Below are 17,771 nucleotides of genomic sequence, written 5' to 3' on the forward strand. Positions count from 1 at the left end.
TTACTCCTTTACTCAAACTCACTGTTATAATGTGAGTTTACCAGTAGTTGAAACCATTAGCTATAGTTTATAGTAAAAATCAGTCCCAAGGTGTACATATTTGACTATTATTTAATATATACAATTCACTCATTTATTACTTCCATATCAACTTTTACAAATAAAAAAGACTTATTGAACAAAATCAATAAGCCTTTAGATTTAATGTTTTATACTAAACAATCATTAGTCTTCTAATTGTTTTACGATTTCTCTATTGAAATCATCTAAATCATCTGGTGTACGACTTGTAACGATATTGTTATCAACAACTACTGATTCGTCTACAACGTGCGCACCAGCATTAGATAAGTCTTTACGTACATTTAATACTGCAGTTAATGTACGACCTTTTAAGTCATCAGTATCAATTAATACTTGTGGTCCATGGCAAATTGCAAATGCTGGAACATCATTAGAAGTGAAGTATTTAGCGAATGTACCAAATCTACCTTCTGCATCACCACGTAAATGGTCTGGTGCAAATCCACCAGGAATTAGAACAGCGTCATAATCTTCTGGTTTTGCTTCGCCGATACCAACTTGAACAGTTGCTTTTTCACCGTGTTTACCAACGACTTCTTCGTTAGCATTAGTGCCAATAACTACTGTTTCAAATCCAGCATTTTCTAATGCCTCTTTCGGACTTGTAAATTCTATATCTTCAAATTCATTTCCTAATAGAACTGCTACTTTTTTACTCATAATATGATCACCTTTCTATTGTGCGATTATATTTATTGTATTCACGTTTAAGTTTAAAGTTAAACATCTTGTACTAAATTTTTTAATCGTCACTAAAGTGTCATTAATTATGATTAGTGAATTATTTGGAAACTTGTTTTACTTTTTCTTCTAATTGATCTAGTAAACCAATCCATTCATCAATGTCTTCAACACGCACTTCATCAGGGTTTACATGATCAATATCCTCGATAAATTTGTTTAATCTCGTTTTGATTTGTTCTATAGTTTGTTGTTCACTCATTTAAAATAGAGCTCCTTTGAAATTTATTTTTGTTATATTTATCCTAACAGAATTTGACAAAAAGAGATATAATCTTAATAATGTTTACTGTACTTTTTACAAATTTTAAAGAGCTGACACAGGTTTTGAGGAAACTTGAAACATAGTATTTATAATATGGATATATTGAAAAATTTTAACTAGTATATATGTTCACAACTCCTCTTTGTCACACTCTTTTTAGGAGAAGTTTTAATGATAATAACAAATAAAAAACCTATTTCAATACACAATGATCCTTGGGAAGCTTATAACGATGTCATTGATAATGGCCAACTCACTTTAAGTAATATCGAATTTACAACAACCAATTTATGTAATATGAGATGCAGTCATTGTGCTGTTGGTTACACTTTACAAACTAAAGATCCAGATCCTTTACCAATGGATATTATATATCGCCGTTTAGATGAAATTCCAAATTTACGTACATTGTCTATAACAGGTGGCGAACCTATGTTTTCGAAAAAGTCTATTAAAAATGTAGTGAAACCACTATTAAAATATGCACATCAACGTGGGATATATGTACAAATGAACTCTAATTTAACGTTACCACAAGACCGATATCTTGATATTGCAGAATATATAGATGTTATGCATATTTCACATAACTGGGGAACCATTCAAGAATTCACAGATGTTGGCTTTGGAGCTATGAAAAAGCAACCGCCAATTAAAGCAAAATTAAAACTATACGAGCAAATGTTAGACAATGCAAGAACTCTTTCTGAACAAGGAATGTTTGTATCTGCTGAAACAATGCTCAATCAAAGCACATTACCTTACTTGGATAAAATTCATAATGAAATTGTTAATGATATGAAGTGTAGTCGACATGAAGTACACCCTATGTATCCAGCTGATTTTGCAAGCTCTTTAAATGTCTTATCTTTAAAAGAAATGAAAGAAGCGATACATCATTTATTAGATATACGTGACCAGGATACTTGGATGTTATTTGGTACATTACCTATTTATCCATGTATTAATGATGAAAACGATCAACAATTATTACAACGTTTAAGAGATGCAAAAAATGTCACAATGAGAAATGACCCTGATGGGCGTAGTCGTTTAAATGTAAATGTATTTACAGGTAATGTCATTGTTACTGATTTCGGAGATGAAAATGGTACTATTTCAAACATACAAAAAGACAGATTAACAGATGTATTTAATCAATGGCTCACTTCTGATTTAGCCCAATCTTTAAATTGTCATTGTTCTGAATATCATTGTCTGGGACCAAATGTGTTAGTGAAAAATATGTATTACCCTGATACTGATTTCCGCCAAAAAGAAATTGAAATGCATGCAAAACATATCTTTTCATAATTTATAATCATAATGCTTAGCAAACTAAAAAGACCTAATGAAAAATTTATAGTTTCATTAGGTCTATTTATATGCAATTCTAAATAAGCTTTTATCTAATTTTCAATATGTTGAATTTTAGATAAATACTCAATAGTGTTTTTACTTTCATCACGTCGTTCTTTGCGACGAGCGACACGTTGAGGAGCTGTTTCATGGAACCATTTTTCAACTTTATCTTCTGGATACACTTGAGGAACGCGTACAGGTTTACCATTCTCATCTAAAGCTACAAAGGTTAAAAAGCTAAGTGCAGCTAATTTACGTTCTCCTTCAAAGACATCTTCAATAATAATTTGCACACAAATTTCCATTGAACTACTACCCGTATAAGAAACCATTGCTTCGTATGAAAGGATGTCCCCATTCTTGATTGGTAATAAGAAATCTACTGAATCTGTTGAGGCAGTTACTACTGAATTACCAGCATGTTTCACAGCAGTAATTGCTGCAATTTCATCTACATTTGCCATTAAAATACCGCCAAACATCGTATGAAGATGATTAGTATCTTGTGGATACACTTGACTTGTTTTAATACTTTTAGATTCAGACATTGCTTTTTTATTTACTTGTTCTTTAGTCATTCATATCTTCCTATCTCTCTATGAAATTTCCCTACTGTACTTGGTATTTACGACTTATTTTGCCCAATTTCCGTTTTCGAAAACGAGTTCTTTTGAGCCATCTTCTAAAATACCATAAATGGTTAAATCAGCACTACCTATCATGAAATCTTCATGAACATTTGAATCATTTAAACCACTTGCAATTTTTTCTTCAGTTGTCATTTCAGTTCCACCTTTAATGTTGAAACCGTAAGCAGATCCTAACGCTAGATGACAGGATGCATTTTCATCAAATAACGTATTATAAAAAATAGTGTTTCTATTTGAAATTGGAGAATCATCTGGTACTAGTGCTACTTCTCCCAATCTACGTGCACCTTCATCTGTATTTAATAAATCTTTTAAGACATCTTCGCCCTTTTCTGCTTTAAAATCAACAACAACTCCATCTTTAAATGTTAAAGTGAAACCGTCAATGATATTACCGTTAAAGCTTAATGGTAATTTATTTGTTACATAACCATTTACATTATTTCTATCTGGCGCTGTGAACACTTCTTCTGTAGGGATATTAGCAATAAATGCTTGTTGATTTCCATTTACATAGCTAGTAGCATCTTCCCATATATGTCCCTGTGGTAACCCTACAACTAAATCTGTACCTTCAGAAATATAATGTAACGCTTTATATTGTTTATCTTGCATTCTTTTAGCATGTTTACTTAAATTACTTACATGTATTTTCCAATTTTCTACAGGGTCATTACCATCTACTCTTACTATATCAAACACTTCTTCTATAAATGTTTCATAAGCTTCTTCTACTGATTTATCAGGGTATACTCTTTGAGCCCATGCTTTTGATGGAAATGCTGCAACCACCCAAGGAAATTGATTTTTTTGGCTTGCTTCCATATATCCTTTATAACCTTTGGAATATTGCAATTGAAATGCTTTCAATTTATTAGAATCAATACCATTTAATAAATCTGGGTCTTCAGTTAATATTGCAAGGTTTGCAGCGCCTCTTTCTACATAATCCATACGTGCATTAACATCATAAGATTTAACTTCATTATTCTCAAAATGGTCTACAGTTTCGTATTCAAATTTCATACGTTTTAATTTTGGGTCTGAATAATCGACTCTTACATCTGATGCACCAGCTTTATATGACTCTTCTACAACTAGATGAGTTAATTCTAAAGCTTCGACAGATGAGCGTATAAATACTGGCTGTTTTTCTTGAACATTCATGCCTACTTTAACTAGTAGTTTGGCATACTGTTTCAATTTTTCTTGGTAGTTACTCATTTAGACTCCTCCTTTATTGTCTTAATTCTCCTAGTGCATCTGCAATAGCAGTCACTTCGCTAGGTGAAAATGAATCTTTTGAAGTTACAAATTGATGTATTTCTTTAATTTCATTTTGATCAGCATCTTTAAATTTATCAGGATCAATAAGCGCTTTATTAACTATATTTAACTTTTGTCTTATTTCGGTAATCATTTCTTCATTTGTAGTTGCCAAACTTCTCACCTCTTTACCTTAGTATTCTATCAAACTAACATAATTTATGGAACTTTAATAGAATTTGAAAAAATTTGCTTTCTAATTGTTTGAAGAACCAGTAAAATGGGGATATAATTACATAGTTTGGAGGAATTAATATGGTAGACGTAGCTTTCGTATGTCTTGGTAATATCTGCCGTTCTCCAATGGCTGAAGCAATCATGAGGCAAAGACTACAAGACAGAGGTATAACTGGTGTTAAAGTTCACTCTCGTGGCACTGGAAAATGGAATTTAGGTGAGCCCCCTCACGAAGGGACTCAAAAGATTTTAAATACACACGGCATTCCATTTGATGGTATGATTAGTGAACTTTTTGAACCAACAGATGATTTTGACTATATTATTGCAATGGATCAAAGTAATGTAGAAAATATTAAAGCAATTAATCCTAGCATAAAAGGACAATTGTTCAAATTACTAGAATTTAGTAATATGAAAGAAAGTGATGTACCTGATCCATATTACACTAACAATTTCGAAGGTGTTTATAAAATGGTACAATCATCATGTGATAATTTAATTGATTACATCGTCAAAGATGCAAATTTGAAAGAGGGGTAAAATTATGGAAAACAAATTCATTCCTGGAGTATTATTAGGCGCTGTTATCGGTGGCGTAGCAACATTAGCTGATAAATCAACTCGTAATTCTTTAAAACAATCATTCTCAAATGTTAAAGAAGGTAAAAAATCTCAAAAACCTTCTAAAGTAAGTAGCATTAAAGATGAAGTTATGTACTGGAAAGATGTTATCGAAGAAATTCGTCGTAATAACCCAGAGTTAGAACGTTCTATTAAAGATGCAAAAGATACTTTTGTTAATAGAAAAAATGAGCGTATTGGAAAATAATAGTTAATTATTAGATGAATTATGAATTAGAATTTTGTAATAATAAATCACTATTTCTTAATTAACTATTCAAATAGAGTGAAGATATTCAATAACTGTTATCCCACTCCATTGAAACGGGGGTGAGTTTAGAGGTTGAGCTATTAAATGATTTTTAGCTTATTGGTAACTAAAATTAGTCTCCAATAACCAAAAATTAACTCAACTTCATCTCACTCCCTTTCTTTACAATTTTAATTAAATTAAAATGTGTTTAAATATAATATTCAAATTATTAAAGGAGATTGTTATGTCAAAGAAAGAAAAAACAAGTTCCAACTTCCTTAATTCTGCTAAAGAATATGAAGATAACAAAGATCAACAAAATAGTGATAACAAAATTAAAGTCGATCGTACATACATTGAACCTCAAGAATTTCAATCTAAGACACCAAAAAAGAAGAATCAGGTATTCTTCCTTTCAAGATTAAACAAACCTGCAAAGTATACTAAAGATTCGAACTTTTTCTCTTATTTGGTATATAGAATTGGTAAGGACGATGCATCAGGTTTAGCAGCTCAAATGACATATCACTTTGTTCTTGCTATGTTCCCTATGCTCATTTTCTTATTGACTTTATTACCAGTTTTTAATATCGATCAAAGTCGTATTACTGATATGTTAAGTAGTGCACCATCAGAAACATCATCAATTATTAAAAGTGTTATAGGCGATGTTACTAAAAATTCAAGTGGCGGCTTACTATCTGTCGGTCTGATCTTAGCAATATGGTCTGCATCAAATGGTATGACTGCCATTATGAATTCATTTAACGTTGCTTACGATGTTGAAGATAGCCGAAATGGTATTTTACTTAAGCTTTTAAGTGTTGTATTTACTATTGTAATGGGATTTGTATTTTTAATAGCTATGGCTTTACCTACCCTTGGTTCTGCTATTAGTCATTATTTATTCGGTCCATTAGGTTTAGACTCACAAATTAAATGGATATTTACTTTACTTAGAGTGGTATTACCTCTAATCATTATTTTACTATTATTTATAGTATTGTATTCGGTAGCACCTAATGTTAAAACTAAATTTCGTTCAGTATTACCAGGTGCAATATTTACATCAGTCATTTGGTTACTAGGTTCATTTGCATTTGGATGGTATATTTCTAACTTTGGTAATTATTCTAAAACTTATGGTAGTATCGCTGGTATTATTATTTTACTGATCTGGTTATACTTAACAAGCTTTATTATTATCATTGGAGCAGAAATTAATGCTATCATTCATCAACGTAATGTAATTAAAGGCGAAACACCTGAAGAAGCTGCTTTAAAACATGATGATAACAACCAAAATCATTATAATGAAGATACAACTTATGAATATAATGATAACCGTGAATTAGGTTCACAAGAAGATTATAATATCGATAAAGATGCTAAAGATAAGTACCAAGAAGATCAAAGTACAATTAAAGATAAAATTGTAGATAAATTTAAAAATAATGATTCCGAAGAAGATAAAAATTCTTAATTATTATATATTAAAGGCCAAGACGGATTGATGTTCATCAACCGCTTGGCCTATTTGTTTGTAAAATTTTATATCATGTAATAACTATCTTTATTGGATAAGATTATGTTGAAATGCATAAATTACAGCTTGTGTTCTATCTTGTACTTCTAATTTACTTAATATATTACTAACATGTGTTTTAACAGTTTTAATTGTAATATGTGAAGCACTAGCAATTTCCTGATTGGAATAACCTTTTGCAATTAATAATAAGATTTCCATTTCTCTTTCTGTTAACATTTCATATAATTCTGCACGTTTTTTCATTCTATTTCGCATTTTCACTAATACTTCTGGTTCAAAAACAGATTCACCATTATAAGTTTTACGAACCGCTTCAGCTATATCACTTGCACTAGTTGTTTTTAAAATATAACTATCTACACCTGCATCTAAAGCACGATAAACTTCTTTATCTTCAATAAAACTTGTTAACATAACTACTTTAATTTGTGGTAAATCTTTTTTTATTTCTGTTGTAGCTTCTACACCATCCATATCATCCATTAGTAAATCCATCAATATTAAATCGGGTTGCAATTCATGCGCTTTAGCTATTGCATCTTTACCAGATTCTCCTTCACCTACTACTTCAATGTCGGATTGTGTTGATAAATAACTTGATATCCCTATCCTAACCATTTCATGGTCATCTACAAATAATACTTTAATCGCCATAAGAATCCTCCTTGTTCAATGGGGCTTTAACTTCTATACGTGTTCCGGAATCAGGTAACGAAACGATATGGAATGTAGCACCAATTTCTAATGCACGTTCTCTCATATTTTTTAAACCATAGCTTTGTTCCAATTTTTCATCTACATTAAAGCCTTTACCATTATCTTGTATACGTAATAATAAATAATCTTGCTTATTAAATAGTTCAACCGTCACTCTAGTGCCATTAGAATGTCTTAATGTATTTGAAATAGCTTCTTGAGTAATTCTAAATAAATGATCTTCGATACCTTTAGGAACTTTAAATTCTTGTATTTCATGTACAACTTTCATCGGAACTTTCTTTTGAAGATCTATAACTAAATCTTTAATTCCTTCACCTAAGGACTTATCTTTCAACCCTAGAGGTCGTAAATGTAATAATAAAGCTCTCATTTCAAGTTGTGAATCTTGTACCATTTTCTCTAAAACTGGAATTTGTTGGTCTAATGGGGGTTCTAATTTAGTTTCTTTAATCGCTGATAACATCATACTCGCAGCGAATAATTGTTGACTTACTGAGTCATGTAATTCTCTAGCTAGACGCTGCCGTTCATCTTCAATAATCTTTTTAACTTTTACATCGTTCATGTTGTAGTTTTCATTTGTTAAATTTTGTGTTTTCATTCTTAATCGATGTAATTCCTGATTTAATGGTACAAGTGTATGATATATTTCCAGTGTTTCACTATATAATTCTATATTTTGGTCATTGATACCAACTGTTTCACCTTCAATAGATCGTTCTATTTGAGAATTAATCCAGTCATTCTGTTGATTAATTTTATAAGCTAAAACAGAGCCTACAATGATACATAATAATATCACTATGATATTTAAAAATAAGAATACAGGTATGCCAAAAATCTGTGTATAGAACATACCTTGAAAATAGATGATGTTAACAAATACTTTATCAATAAATAAAAATGCGGTTAACATACTATACGTTAAAATGAGCATAGAGCCTATTGCTCTTATATAGTGATTCATCTATAAATCACCTCTACGTCTCCAATAAATGTTGATACGTAGACATTGACAGTGTAATTTTCTTCTTTAGTTTTCTCTTCAACATGTATATTATTATTCTCTATTTTATATGATTTTTCATTAACATATGCTGATCCATAAAATGCAGCTGCATGTATATTGATATTATAATTTAATGGTACGATCACTTGTACCTTACCTAATATATGTCTAACAACAATAGTATTATTATCTTTGATATTTGCTGCTTTTGTTAAATCAATATGAATGTCACCAATTCCATGTTGAATTTGGACATCTTCCCATTTATATACATAGACAGGTGTTCGTTGTTCTCCAAACCATTTCTGTTTAATGAATGCTGGAGATGACACTTCCTCTTCTGTTGCCGTTACTTTTAATGGTTTGAATTTAAAAATTAAGTATCTAACAATTAGCAATAATAAAAATATAAATAAAATGATAATCGTATATTTATTAGACAATAAAGTGAAAGCGATTAATAGTGCACCAATCCAAAATGCAAGCAAGCCCCTCACTTTATGAAAATATATATATCCTACATAAACTAGCACGCATCCTAATAGTAAAACGAGTAGGAACCCTATCTTTTCAAAGAATATATAATAAAAATTAGCAATAATCATTAATGCTGTAAAAACTATCAACAATTCTGTTGATATATATTTATGGGTCATGGTTCGCCACCTTTCTATGCCACAGCACTCATATAATGAATTAAATGACACTCTTTTTCAATAGTCATTTTTTCTTTTGTCTGTTCACTTATTTTAGTTTCTATTTGTGCATAATAAGCCTCAATATGATTTAAGTAATTTCTTAATGCTGCAATTTCATGATCATGTACTTCTTCTGCACATTGGATATTATATAAATCTGCTATATCTATATATTTATTTTCTAATGCTAAAGATATACTGTCAATTAACTTTTTGAGCTGTGCTCTCTTCCCATTTAAATATGCTATATAACTTTCAATACTTTTTATTTTTTTATCTAGTTTCATTTTATATTCATCGATATTATATCTTAATGACGATTTAAAAATGTGATTTAAATAATTCTCCATATAATTCATAGAACCACCTCACCATTGATTAGGTTCTATTATAAAACAATTCCGAAACCTTAAGTAATAGGCTCCGGAACCATATCGTATTAGTCCTTTAGTCCTAGATTAAATCATAATCATTTACTTTAATTATTTAAGGACTGTCTTAATTTTATATTAATTATCTATTTTTGTTGTTAGTAAAGGACCATCTTTAGTAACAATGACAGTATGTTCAATTTGAGCAACATAACTTTTATCACTTGTTTCAAATGCCCATTCATTTTTACCTTCAGTTACAAACGTAGCTTTAGATGAAATAAATGGCTCAACTGCAATGACAAGTCCTTCTTTTAATAATGTTTTATCTTTTGGATCATAGTAGTTCATGACATGATTAGGTGCTTCATGTAATGATTGACCTACTCCGTGACCTGTTAAATTCTTAATAACTGTTAAATCATTTTGACGCGCAGTTGCATGAACTGCTTTACCAATATTACTTAATTTCGTGCCTGGTTTCACTTTAGCCATTGCATTTTCAAATGCCATTGTCGCTACATCACATACCTTTTGTTTTAAAGGATCTGATGCTTCACCTACAACAAATGAAATGCCTGTATCAGCATAAAATCCGTTTTTTAGTGCTGATACATCAATATTAACTAAGTCACCTTCACGAATAATACGTTTCCCTGGAATACCGTGAGCGACTTCTTCATTCACACTAATACATGTTTGACCTGGGAAGTTTTCGTCATGAATTGGTGCAGATAATGCGCCATGTTCTTCAAACAATTCTTTTGCAATATTGTCTAATTCTTTAGTTGTAATGCCTGGTTTAGTTTCAGCTTGCATTGTATCTCTTACTTTAGCGCAAATATATCCAATTTCTTTTAGAGCTTGTAGTTCTTCATCTGTTTTTACAATCATTTTTATCCCGTTCCTTTATATTTATATTCTATCTTATTATAGCAAAAATTTTTTGATATACTAAATATGAATGCATTATAAAGTATTTATTTTGTTTGTATAAGAAAGAGAATTTGAAAAAGCGATCTACGTTTTAAAAATTCCCTTTTTAAGGGGGACAACAACTTGAATGAAAAATGGTATAAACATATTATTGGTGCACGTACAATTAAGACAGGCTTAGCAACCTTCTTTACTACTGTGTTTTGTATGTTATTAAACTTAACACCAATTTTTGCCATATTAACAGCAATCGTAACCATAGAGCCTACTGCTAAAGCATCTATTAAAAAAGGCTATCGTCGTTTACCAGCTACAGTTATTGGAGCTTTATTTGCTGTTGTATTTACATTTATTTTTGGGGATCAATCACCGTTTGCATACGCCTGTAGTGCAACGTTTACGATATTGGCTTGTACTAAATTAAATCTACAAGTTGGTACAACAGTTGCTGTTTTAACTTCAGTTGCTATGATACCTGGTATACATGAAGCTTATGTATTTAATTTCTTTTCACGTTTATTAACTGCTTTAATTGGACTTGTTACTGCAGGACTTGTAAATTTTATGATTTTACCGCCTAAATACTATAGTCAATTAGAAGATAATCTATATAGATCTGAAGATAAAATGTATGACTTATTTAACCAACGTTGTCATGAGTTACTACTTGGACGATTTCAATCTGATAAAAGTAATAAAAAAATCATTCAAATTAGTAACTTAAACCAAAAAATTGACTTATTAACTGGATATCAACGTGATGAACTTACTTATCATCAAAATAAAGCCGAAGATTGGAAAAAGCTTAATAAACTAACTAGTAGGGCTTATACTAATAGATTATTAATGACACACCTAGCCAATATTATTTATTTACCTAAAGATGCCTATGTATTCTTTACTCCAGATGAAAAGTTAGCAATATTAAAAATAAGTACAAGTATTAGCCACATTCTATGTGATGGTACATTTAAGCGTGAACGTAAATCAGCTTCAACTTTAAAATCTTCAGTAAAACAACTTGAAGAATTCGATCAGAATCAAATTAAAAGTCATCTTATATATGTAATTTTATTAATTTATAAAATATTAGATCATCGCTATGCGTAAAAAATATTTTCAAATGAAAGAGACTAGGACATAAATCCTAGAAAAATAGCCAGTCAATGAGTTTATCCAAAAAACTCATTGACTGGCTTCTTTATTTATAATACTTCGTATTATCGGCTCGCTTTCTTAGGGGACAGCTTCAGCCTGTAGTCTTCAGCTTGTCCTGTTCCCTTAAGTGTCTCGCCAAAATACATCGAATTTATATGTAATTTTACATCAAAACACTTTAAAAAATAAGGCCCTTTCGTATAATTTAATAAACATCACTAAACTAAATTAACGAGGTGCCTTATGTATAAAGATTATAACATGACTCAACTTACACTACCAATGGAAACTTCAGTTCTTATCCCCACAAATGATATGTCACGACATGTTTTAATACTTATTTATTTTTGTTTGCACGATCAATTAAAACTTGTTTAGCCGCTTCTTCTTCTGTGTTGTCTAATTGTTTTGGTTCAAATGGAATACCTTTTCTTTCACAGGCTTTCTCTAATAGGTAATCAGTGATTTCATGATTTTTAGGTAAAATCGGACCATGTAAATATGTTCCTAATAAGTTCTTATAATGAATACCTTCTTGTCGATCTGTATCATTATTACCGTATCCATGTGTCACATGTCCTAAAGTACCAAAATTATGGAATGTTCTACCGCCATGGTTTTCAAATCCTACAATTGTACCAAATGTATCACTTTCTATAATAATATCTCCAGTTAAGCGATCTTCTTTGGATTCAGTATAAAAGTCTAAAATGCCTAAACCATCAAGTTCTGTCCCATCAGGTGTAATATATTTTGTTCCTAAAAATTGATAGCCACCACAAATTGTCAGACCTGGCATACCATCTTCAATTGCTTCTTTCAGTGGTGTTTTAATTTTACTTAATTGTTTCGTTGCTAGTGATTGTTCACGATCACTTCCCCCACCGATAAAGAAGATATCACAGTCATCAAATGTAACATTGTCTGTTTCATTGATCTCAACAACTTTAAGCTGAATATCACGTTTTTTAGCTCTCATTTTTAATGCGATAATATTACCTATATCGCTGTATAAGTTTAATTTATCAGACATAAAATGATAAATTGTCAATTCATGCTTCATTATGATTGTCCTCCTTCAAAAGAACGATTCAATTGTTCTAGCATTGGTGATAATGAAGTATAGTTTGGAATGGCAACAGTAAATCCTGTGTAATCCATTGTTTTAGCAGTTGCTTTATAAATATCTCTTTCAAGTACTACTGGAACATCTACTTCTGCTAATTTCAATCTTAATTGTAATTCTTCAGCACGATTTCCTGTTACTATGATAGCTTCTATATCTTGATTACTTAACTTCTCAAAATCAGCATCATATATCCAAGAAGTGTCTCGACCATCTGCAGCATTGTCATTTAAACTAATAACATACACTTTACGTCCTTCTAATTGTTCACCTACTGATAAGCTAGCATTCATTCCAGCTGGATTTTTCGCTAAATTAATCATTGCTTCTTTTTGGTTCAATGAGAAGTATTGCATACGTCCATTGTCAGAGGTATATGTTTCAAAACCTTTTTGAATAGATTCATCATTTAAACCAAGTTCTCTTAAAACAGTATATGCTGCTAGCGCATTATAAGCATTAAAATCCCCTGCTATTTTCATATTAAATGACGTTTCACCAATATTTAATTTAAGGAATGGTGAAGTTTCAAATGAAGTCACTTCATATTTAGGTTGTTCACGCTTAAATCCGCATTCACAATGATAATGACCGATTTGATTGTAATGGATATAATCGTATTCAAGTAAACGACCACAATTTGGACAATATCTACTTTCGTTCATAGTACTTTGTTCAAATTCATGTGCGTGTGCTTTCATGCCATAATAAACACGTGTTTCACTAGCAATTTTAAGACGACTAACAAACGGGTCATCGGCATTTAATAATAATTTGATACCTTTATCGCTAATTGATTTAGCAATATTGTTAACCATGATGTCTATTTCACCAAATCTGTCCATTTGGTCTCTAAAGAAGTTGGTAAATACCATCATTGACGGCGTTACTTCTTTAAGTACTCGTGGTATTGATCCCTCATCTATTTCAATAATTGCAATTTTTGTTTGCTTTGTTGTTTGCATAATAAAGGCGGATGTAATTCCTGCTGCCATGTTCGCACCTTCATTGTTATGGATAATATCGATATGATTGGCTTTTAATGTGTGTCCAATTAAGTTAGATGTCGTCGTTTTTCCGTTAGTACCACTAATAAATACAATATCATCTACTTGTTCGGCTAATTTTCTTAATATATTTTGATCGACTCTACGTGCGATTTGACCTGGTAAGTCAGTTCCATTTTTACCCACGGCTCTACTTGCCTTACGCGCTAACTTCGCTAAATGGGTTGCAGTCCATTGTCTCATTTGTTTCCTCCCTATTACTATTCACTCGCATAATTATAACACGCAGAGGGTATAACTAAAAAGATTCTCAATTAAAAAGATAAAAATGCACCCTAGATTATAATAATTATTATTTACGAATGAGAATAAGTTTGTTATACTCAGTTTAGTTAGTAAGGAAAGTAATTAAATTATTTAATATGAGGTGAATAAAAATGTTAAACAAAGAACTTTTAGATGCATTAAATGAACAAATGAATCATGAGTATTTTGCTGCTCACGCATATATGGCGATGGCATCTTATTGCGATTCAGAATCATATGAAGGTTTCGCAAATTTCTACATTCAACAAGCAAAAGAAGAAAGATTCCATGGTAAAAAAATCTATGACTACATTAATGATCGTGGTGGTCATGCTAAATTTACAGCATTACCAGCACCTAAAGTTGATTTCAATTCTATTTTAGAAACATTTAAAGATGGTTTAGCTCAAGAACAAGATGTTACAAAACGTTTCTATAATTTATCTGAAATTGCACATAGAGAAAAAGACTACGCTACTATTTCATTCTTAAATTGGTTCTTAGATGAACAAGTTGAAGAAGAATCAATGTTTGAAACACACATCGATTATTTAAATCGTATCGGCGACGATTGCAATACTTTATATCTTTATGAAAAAGAACTAGCAACACGTTCATTCGACGAAGAATAATACAATTAGGTTTTATTGAACTCTAAAAGTTATTTTTTAATAGTTGAATAATAACTAAAAGGTTTGTTTCCTAACTTATTTAGGAGACAAACCTTTTCTTTTTTGAGGAGGTTGTGGTGCTTTCCTTATTACTTCTTTAATTGGTTGTTCTACATAAGTGATATGTGTCATTTTGGTATAGACCATCTATTCATCCTTTTCCTATTTTAATAACTATTAACTCATCTCTTTCTCTAATTTAAAATATGTTTTATGAAGTCTGATTTATTATGATTTAAACTCATTTTGATGTAAAGTAAATGATATTAGTCATGTATTAAAGGAGTTGTCATATACAAAATGAAAAATGCATTTGTTGCGTTGGACTTTGAAACTGCTAACGGTAAACGTACCAGTATCTGTTCAGTAGGTATGGTCAAAGTCATTGATAATAAAATTACAGAATCATTCCATACATTAGTTAATCCAAATGATTACTTCTCAGAACAAAATATTAATGTTCATGGTATTCACCCTGAAGATGTAGTCTCTTCTCCTGATTTCGCTTATGTATATCCATATATGATGCAATTTATAGAGGAACTTCCCGTAGTTGCACATAATGCAGCATTTGATATGAATGTATTGCATCAAAGTATTCAATCAATTGGTTTAGAAACACCCCATCTTACCTATTTCTGTTCATATCAATTGGCCAAACGCACGGTTCAATCTCACCGATATGGATTGAAACATATGATGGATTTTTATAAGTTAGATTTTCACGGTCATCATGATGCATTAAATGATGCTAAAGCTTGTGCTATGATTACATTTCGATTATTAAAACACTATGATGATTTGTCTAGTATGTTAAATATTTATGGTAAAGATTTAAAAGATAAAGGCTAATAATGAAGTATTTTACTTACATTACTAGCCTTTATAAAAAGTCATATATTGTCATATTTCGATAAGCTGATTGCTCTAAATTTCCTACTGTTACACCAATTAATCGGATTGGTATATCAGGATCTTTTAATTCTGTATAAAGCGTATAAGCAATATTATATATATCAGTCTCTGAATTAACTGGATCTCTTAGACTTGTCTGCTTTGAGAGTGTTTCATATTGGTATGTTTTAATTTTAACTGTCACCGTTTTTCCGGATTTTTGTAATTTATTAAGTCTCTCTGCTGTTTTCCCTGATAATTCCCAAACCTTTCTCAAGATTTCATCATCATCATTTACGTCTGTTGCAAAAGTACGTTCAGTTCCAACTGACTTACGTATTCTTGTAGCTTTCACCTCATTGTAATCTATACCTCTTGCCTTATTATATAGACCTCGTCCTCTCTTACCAAATAAACGTATTAATTCAAACTCATCCTTATTATATAAATCTTGCCCTGTAAAGATATTATTATTATGCATAACCTTTTCAGACGCTTTACCTACTCCTGGAAATTCCCCTATGTCCAAATTCATTAATATATCGTGAACGTTGTTATAATCTATCACTGTAATACCATTGGGTTTATTCATACCACTTGCTAATTTAGCTAAAAATTTATTATAAGAAACTCCTGCTGAAGCAGTTAATTCTGTTTGTTCTAAAATATCTCTTCTAATGAAATTAGCAATTGTTGACGCAGGTAAATCCGGTCTAACTAGATGTGTTATATCTAAATACGCTTCATCTAATGACATAGGTTCAACTATTTCAGTATAACTACGAAATATATCCATTATTTGTTTAGATGCTTCTCTATATGCATCAAATCTACTCGTAACATAATAACCATTCGGGCATAATTTATGCGCTTGAGACATGGGCATAGCTGAATGTACACCGTATTTTCTTGCTTCATATGATGCTGTGGAAACCACACCCCTATTACTTGCTTTGCCACCGACGATCACAGGTTTTCCTTTTAATTTTGGATTATCTCTCATTTCAACTTGTGCAAAAAAGTAATCCATATCAATGTGTATAATCCTTCTTTCTTCCATGTATTCACCGCCTTTCGTTCAATATTATCTATTACTCTCATTATAAATTGTAAGACAACATTTCACGAACTTCATGCTTTGTTTTACAAAACAAAAATACCACCTCCTCAAATTAGAGGGGCGGTATTATACCTTTTTCATTATTCATGATGCATTTCATTAGGTTTATGTTGGTATAAATATAAACCTTCATCGTATTTTTGAATATATTTAAATTTACTAGCAAGTGCAAGGGAAACTAATAAAATATCAAATACACAATAACCAACGTGAATACTAAACATAAATATTAATGATGAGTAGGCATATGTGCTAATAAGTACTAACAATATAGAACTAATGATAATTAATGGAGCTAACATGATTATGCTAAATTGCCATCTATTAAAGCAACTTTCAGTATATTGCAATATCATTGTTCCCTTTTTATATTTCAATTGAGGCTTTTCACCTTTAGAAAATAAAATGAATAAAATATGATGTATAAATTCATGAACAATTAATAAAATCACAAATCCCGCAAAACCATAAACTAGATTTAATAAAATATTTTGTTCTATAATATGAGTTATTTTGTAAGCCCATTTATATGTAAATAAAATAACAAACATAACTAGTACTATTTGCATTAATACAAAACGACGTAAGTTTATTTTATCTGGAAACAAATCAATTTTATGCACAACCAACCCTCCATTTATCTCTAAATTTAACATTAGTATACAACGTTTAATAGCGATACTAAAGCTATTTTCAAGAAAGTAAGTTGCTTGTAATATAATTT

The 17,771-nt window shown here is 30.7% G+C and carries 21 protein-coding genes; 7 read left to right on the forward strand and 14 right to left on the reverse strand.

The window, feature by feature from the left end; genetic code table 11:
* Positions 1–225: 225 nt before the first annotated feature.
* Together GVY01_RS06745 and GVY01_RS06750 are read right to left on the reverse strand one after the other, a co-directional pair.
* On the reverse strand, positions 226–744 hold the full coding sequence (locus tag GVY01_RS06745) for a type 1 glutamine amidotransferase domain-containing protein (protein WP_017637844.1): 519 nt from the start codon (positions 742–744) through the stop codon (positions 226–228).
* A 121-nt stretch (positions 745–865) separates the two neighbouring features.
* A complete protein-coding gene (locus GVY01_RS06750) occupies positions 866–1,027 on the reverse strand; it encodes an SE1561 family protein (protein WP_017637845.1) in 162 nt (53 codons plus the stop codon).
* Between the two features lie 234 nt (positions 1,028–1,261).
* Between GVY01_RS06750 and yfkAB the strand changes: the two genes are divergently transcribed.
* Entirely contained in the window at positions 1,262–2,404 is a 1,143-nt protein-coding gene (gene yfkAB / locus GVY01_RS06755; RefSeq protein WP_159333687.1) for a radical SAM/CxCxxxxC motif protein YfkAB, read from the forward strand.
* 95 nt (positions 2,405–2,499) lie between these two features.
* Here yfkAB and GVY01_RS06760 read toward each other — a convergent pair whose 3' ends face one another.
* Genes GVY01_RS06760 through GVY01_RS06770 form a run of 3 tightly spaced genes read right to left on the reverse strand, consistent with a single transcriptional unit; the run spans position 2,500 to position 4,522 of the window.
* Positions 2,500–3,030, reverse strand: coding sequence for an acyl-CoA thioesterase (locus GVY01_RS06760; RefSeq protein WP_017637847.1), 531 nt, complete (start codon positions 3,028–3,030; stop codon positions 2,500–2,502).
* A 54-nt stretch (positions 3,031–3,084) separates the two neighbouring features.
* The gene (locus GVY01_RS06765; RefSeq protein ID WP_017637848.1) at positions 3,085–4,326 is read right to left on the reverse strand and encodes an aminopeptidase; all 1,242 of its coding nucleotides are present in this window, start codon (positions 4,324–4,326) and stop codon (positions 3,085–3,087) included.
* Between the two features lie 13 nt (positions 4,327–4,339).
* On the reverse strand, positions 4,340–4,522 hold the full coding sequence (locus tag GVY01_RS06770; RefSeq protein WP_037555624.1) for a DUF1128 domain-containing protein: 183 nt from the start codon (positions 4,520–4,522) through the stop codon (positions 4,340–4,342).
* A 161-nt stretch (positions 4,523–4,683) separates the two neighbouring features.
* Here GVY01_RS06770 and GVY01_RS06775 point away from each other — a divergent pair, with 161 nt between their 5' ends.
* From GVY01_RS06775 to GVY01_RS06785, 3 genes are all read left to right on the forward strand, one after another.
* Positions 4,684–5,148: a low molecular weight protein-tyrosine-phosphatase gene (locus tag GVY01_RS06775; protein WP_017637850.1), complete on the forward strand. Its 465-nt coding sequence runs from the start codon at positions 4,684–4,686 to the stop codon at positions 5,146–5,148.
* A 4-nt stretch (positions 5,149–5,152) separates the two neighbouring features.
* Complete coding sequence (locus GVY01_RS06780) at positions 5,153–5,437, forward strand: hypothetical protein (protein ID WP_017637851.1); 285 nt, start codon at positions 5,153–5,155, stop codon at positions 5,435–5,437.
* A gap of 289 nt (positions 5,438–5,726) precedes the next feature.
* Positions 5,727–6,965, forward strand: coding sequence for a YihY/virulence factor BrkB family protein (locus GVY01_RS06785; RefSeq protein WP_017637852.1), 1,239 nt, complete (start codon positions 5,727–5,729; stop codon positions 6,963–6,965).
* A gap of 90 nt (positions 6,966–7,055) precedes the next feature.
* Here GVY01_RS06785 and vraR read toward each other — a convergent pair whose 3' ends face one another.
* The 5 genes from vraR to map form a co-directional block, all read right to left on the reverse strand.
* On the reverse strand, positions 7,056–7,685 hold the full coding sequence (vraR, locus tag GVY01_RS06790; protein WP_017637853.1) for a response regulator transcription factor VraR: 630 nt from the start codon (positions 7,683–7,685) through the stop codon (positions 7,056–7,058).
* Complete coding sequence (gene vraS, locus GVY01_RS06795; RefSeq protein WP_017637854.1) at positions 7,675–8,718, reverse strand: sensor histidine kinase VraS; 1,044 nt, start codon at positions 8,716–8,718, stop codon at positions 7,675–7,677. The genes vraR and vraS overlap by 11 nt, the downstream gene beginning before the upstream one ends.
* Positions 8,715–9,416 carry a cell wall-active antibiotics response protein VraT gene (gene vraT / locus GVY01_RS06800; RefSeq protein ID WP_017637855.1) on the reverse strand — a complete coding sequence of 234 codons (702 nt, stop codon included), beginning with the start codon at positions 9,414–9,416 and terminating at the stop codon, positions 8,715–8,717. The genes vraS and vraT overlap by 4 nt, the downstream gene beginning before the upstream one ends.
* 14 nt (positions 9,417–9,430) lie before the next feature.
* Positions 9,431–9,817: a DUF2543 family protein gene (locus GVY01_RS06805; protein WP_017637856.1), complete on the reverse strand. Its 387-nt coding sequence runs from the start codon at positions 9,815–9,817 to the stop codon at positions 9,431–9,433.
* Between the two features lie 150 nt (positions 9,818–9,967).
* Positions 9,968–10,723 carry a type I methionyl aminopeptidase gene (map, locus tag GVY01_RS06810; RefSeq protein WP_017637857.1) on the reverse strand — a complete coding sequence of 252 codons (756 nt, stop codon included), beginning with the start codon at positions 10,721–10,723 and terminating at the stop codon, positions 9,968–9,970.
* A gap of 165 nt (positions 10,724–10,888) precedes the next feature.
* Here map and GVY01_RS06815 point away from each other — a divergent pair, with 165 nt between their 5' ends.
* Positions 10,889–11,875: an FUSC family protein gene (locus GVY01_RS06815; protein ID WP_017637858.1), complete on the forward strand. Its 987-nt coding sequence runs from the start codon at positions 10,889–10,891 to the stop codon at positions 11,873–11,875.
* 385 nt (positions 11,876–12,260) lie between these two features.
* Here the strand turns inward: GVY01_RS06815 and GVY01_RS06820 are convergent, their stop codons facing one another.
* Together GVY01_RS06820 and GVY01_RS06825 are read right to left on the reverse strand one after the other, a co-directional pair.
* A complete protein-coding gene (locus tag GVY01_RS06820; protein ID WP_017637859.1) occupies positions 12,261–12,986 on the reverse strand; it encodes a type 1 glutamine amidotransferase in 726 nt (241 codons plus the stop codon).
* The gene (locus tag GVY01_RS06825) at positions 12,986–14,299 is read right to left on the reverse strand and encodes a Mur ligase family protein (RefSeq protein ID WP_017637860.1); all 1,314 of its coding nucleotides are present in this window, start codon (positions 14,297–14,299) and stop codon (positions 12,986–12,988) included. Before GVY01_RS06825 ends, GVY01_RS06820 begins: the two co-directional genes overlap by 1 nt.
* A gap of 194 nt (positions 14,300–14,493) precedes the next feature.
* Here GVY01_RS06825 and ftnA point away from each other — a divergent pair, with 194 nt between their 5' ends.
* Positions 14,494–14,994, forward strand: a complete 501-nt coding sequence (gene ftnA, locus GVY01_RS06830) for an H-type ferritin FtnA (RefSeq protein WP_017637861.1) — start codon at positions 14,494–14,496, stop codon at positions 14,992–14,994.
* Positions 14,995–15,333: 339 nt separating this feature from the next.
* Complete coding sequence (locus tag GVY01_RS06835) at positions 15,334–15,885, forward strand: 3'-5' exonuclease (protein WP_017637863.1); 552 nt, start codon at positions 15,334–15,336, stop codon at positions 15,883–15,885.
* A 31-nt stretch (positions 15,886–15,916) separates the two neighbouring features.
* On the opposite strand, the gene dinB is transcribed toward GVY01_RS06835, so the two are convergent.
* Positions 15,917–16,987, reverse strand: coding sequence for a DNA polymerase IV (gene dinB / locus GVY01_RS06840; RefSeq protein WP_017637864.1), 1,071 nt, complete (start codon positions 16,985–16,987; stop codon positions 15,917–15,919).
* Between the two features lie 140 nt (positions 16,988–17,127).
* The gene (locus GVY01_RS06845) at positions 17,128–17,670 is read right to left on the reverse strand and encodes a DUF3267 domain-containing protein (RefSeq protein ID WP_017637865.1); all 543 of its coding nucleotides are present in this window, start codon (positions 17,668–17,670) and stop codon (positions 17,128–17,130) included.
* Positions 17,671–17,771 lie beyond the last annotated feature (101 nt).

The organism is Staphylococcus sp. 8AQ (assembly GCF_902506595.1).
GTDB classification, from domain to species: domain Bacteria; phylum Bacillota; class Bacilli; order Staphylococcales; family Staphylococcaceae; genus Staphylococcus; species Staphylococcus pasteuri.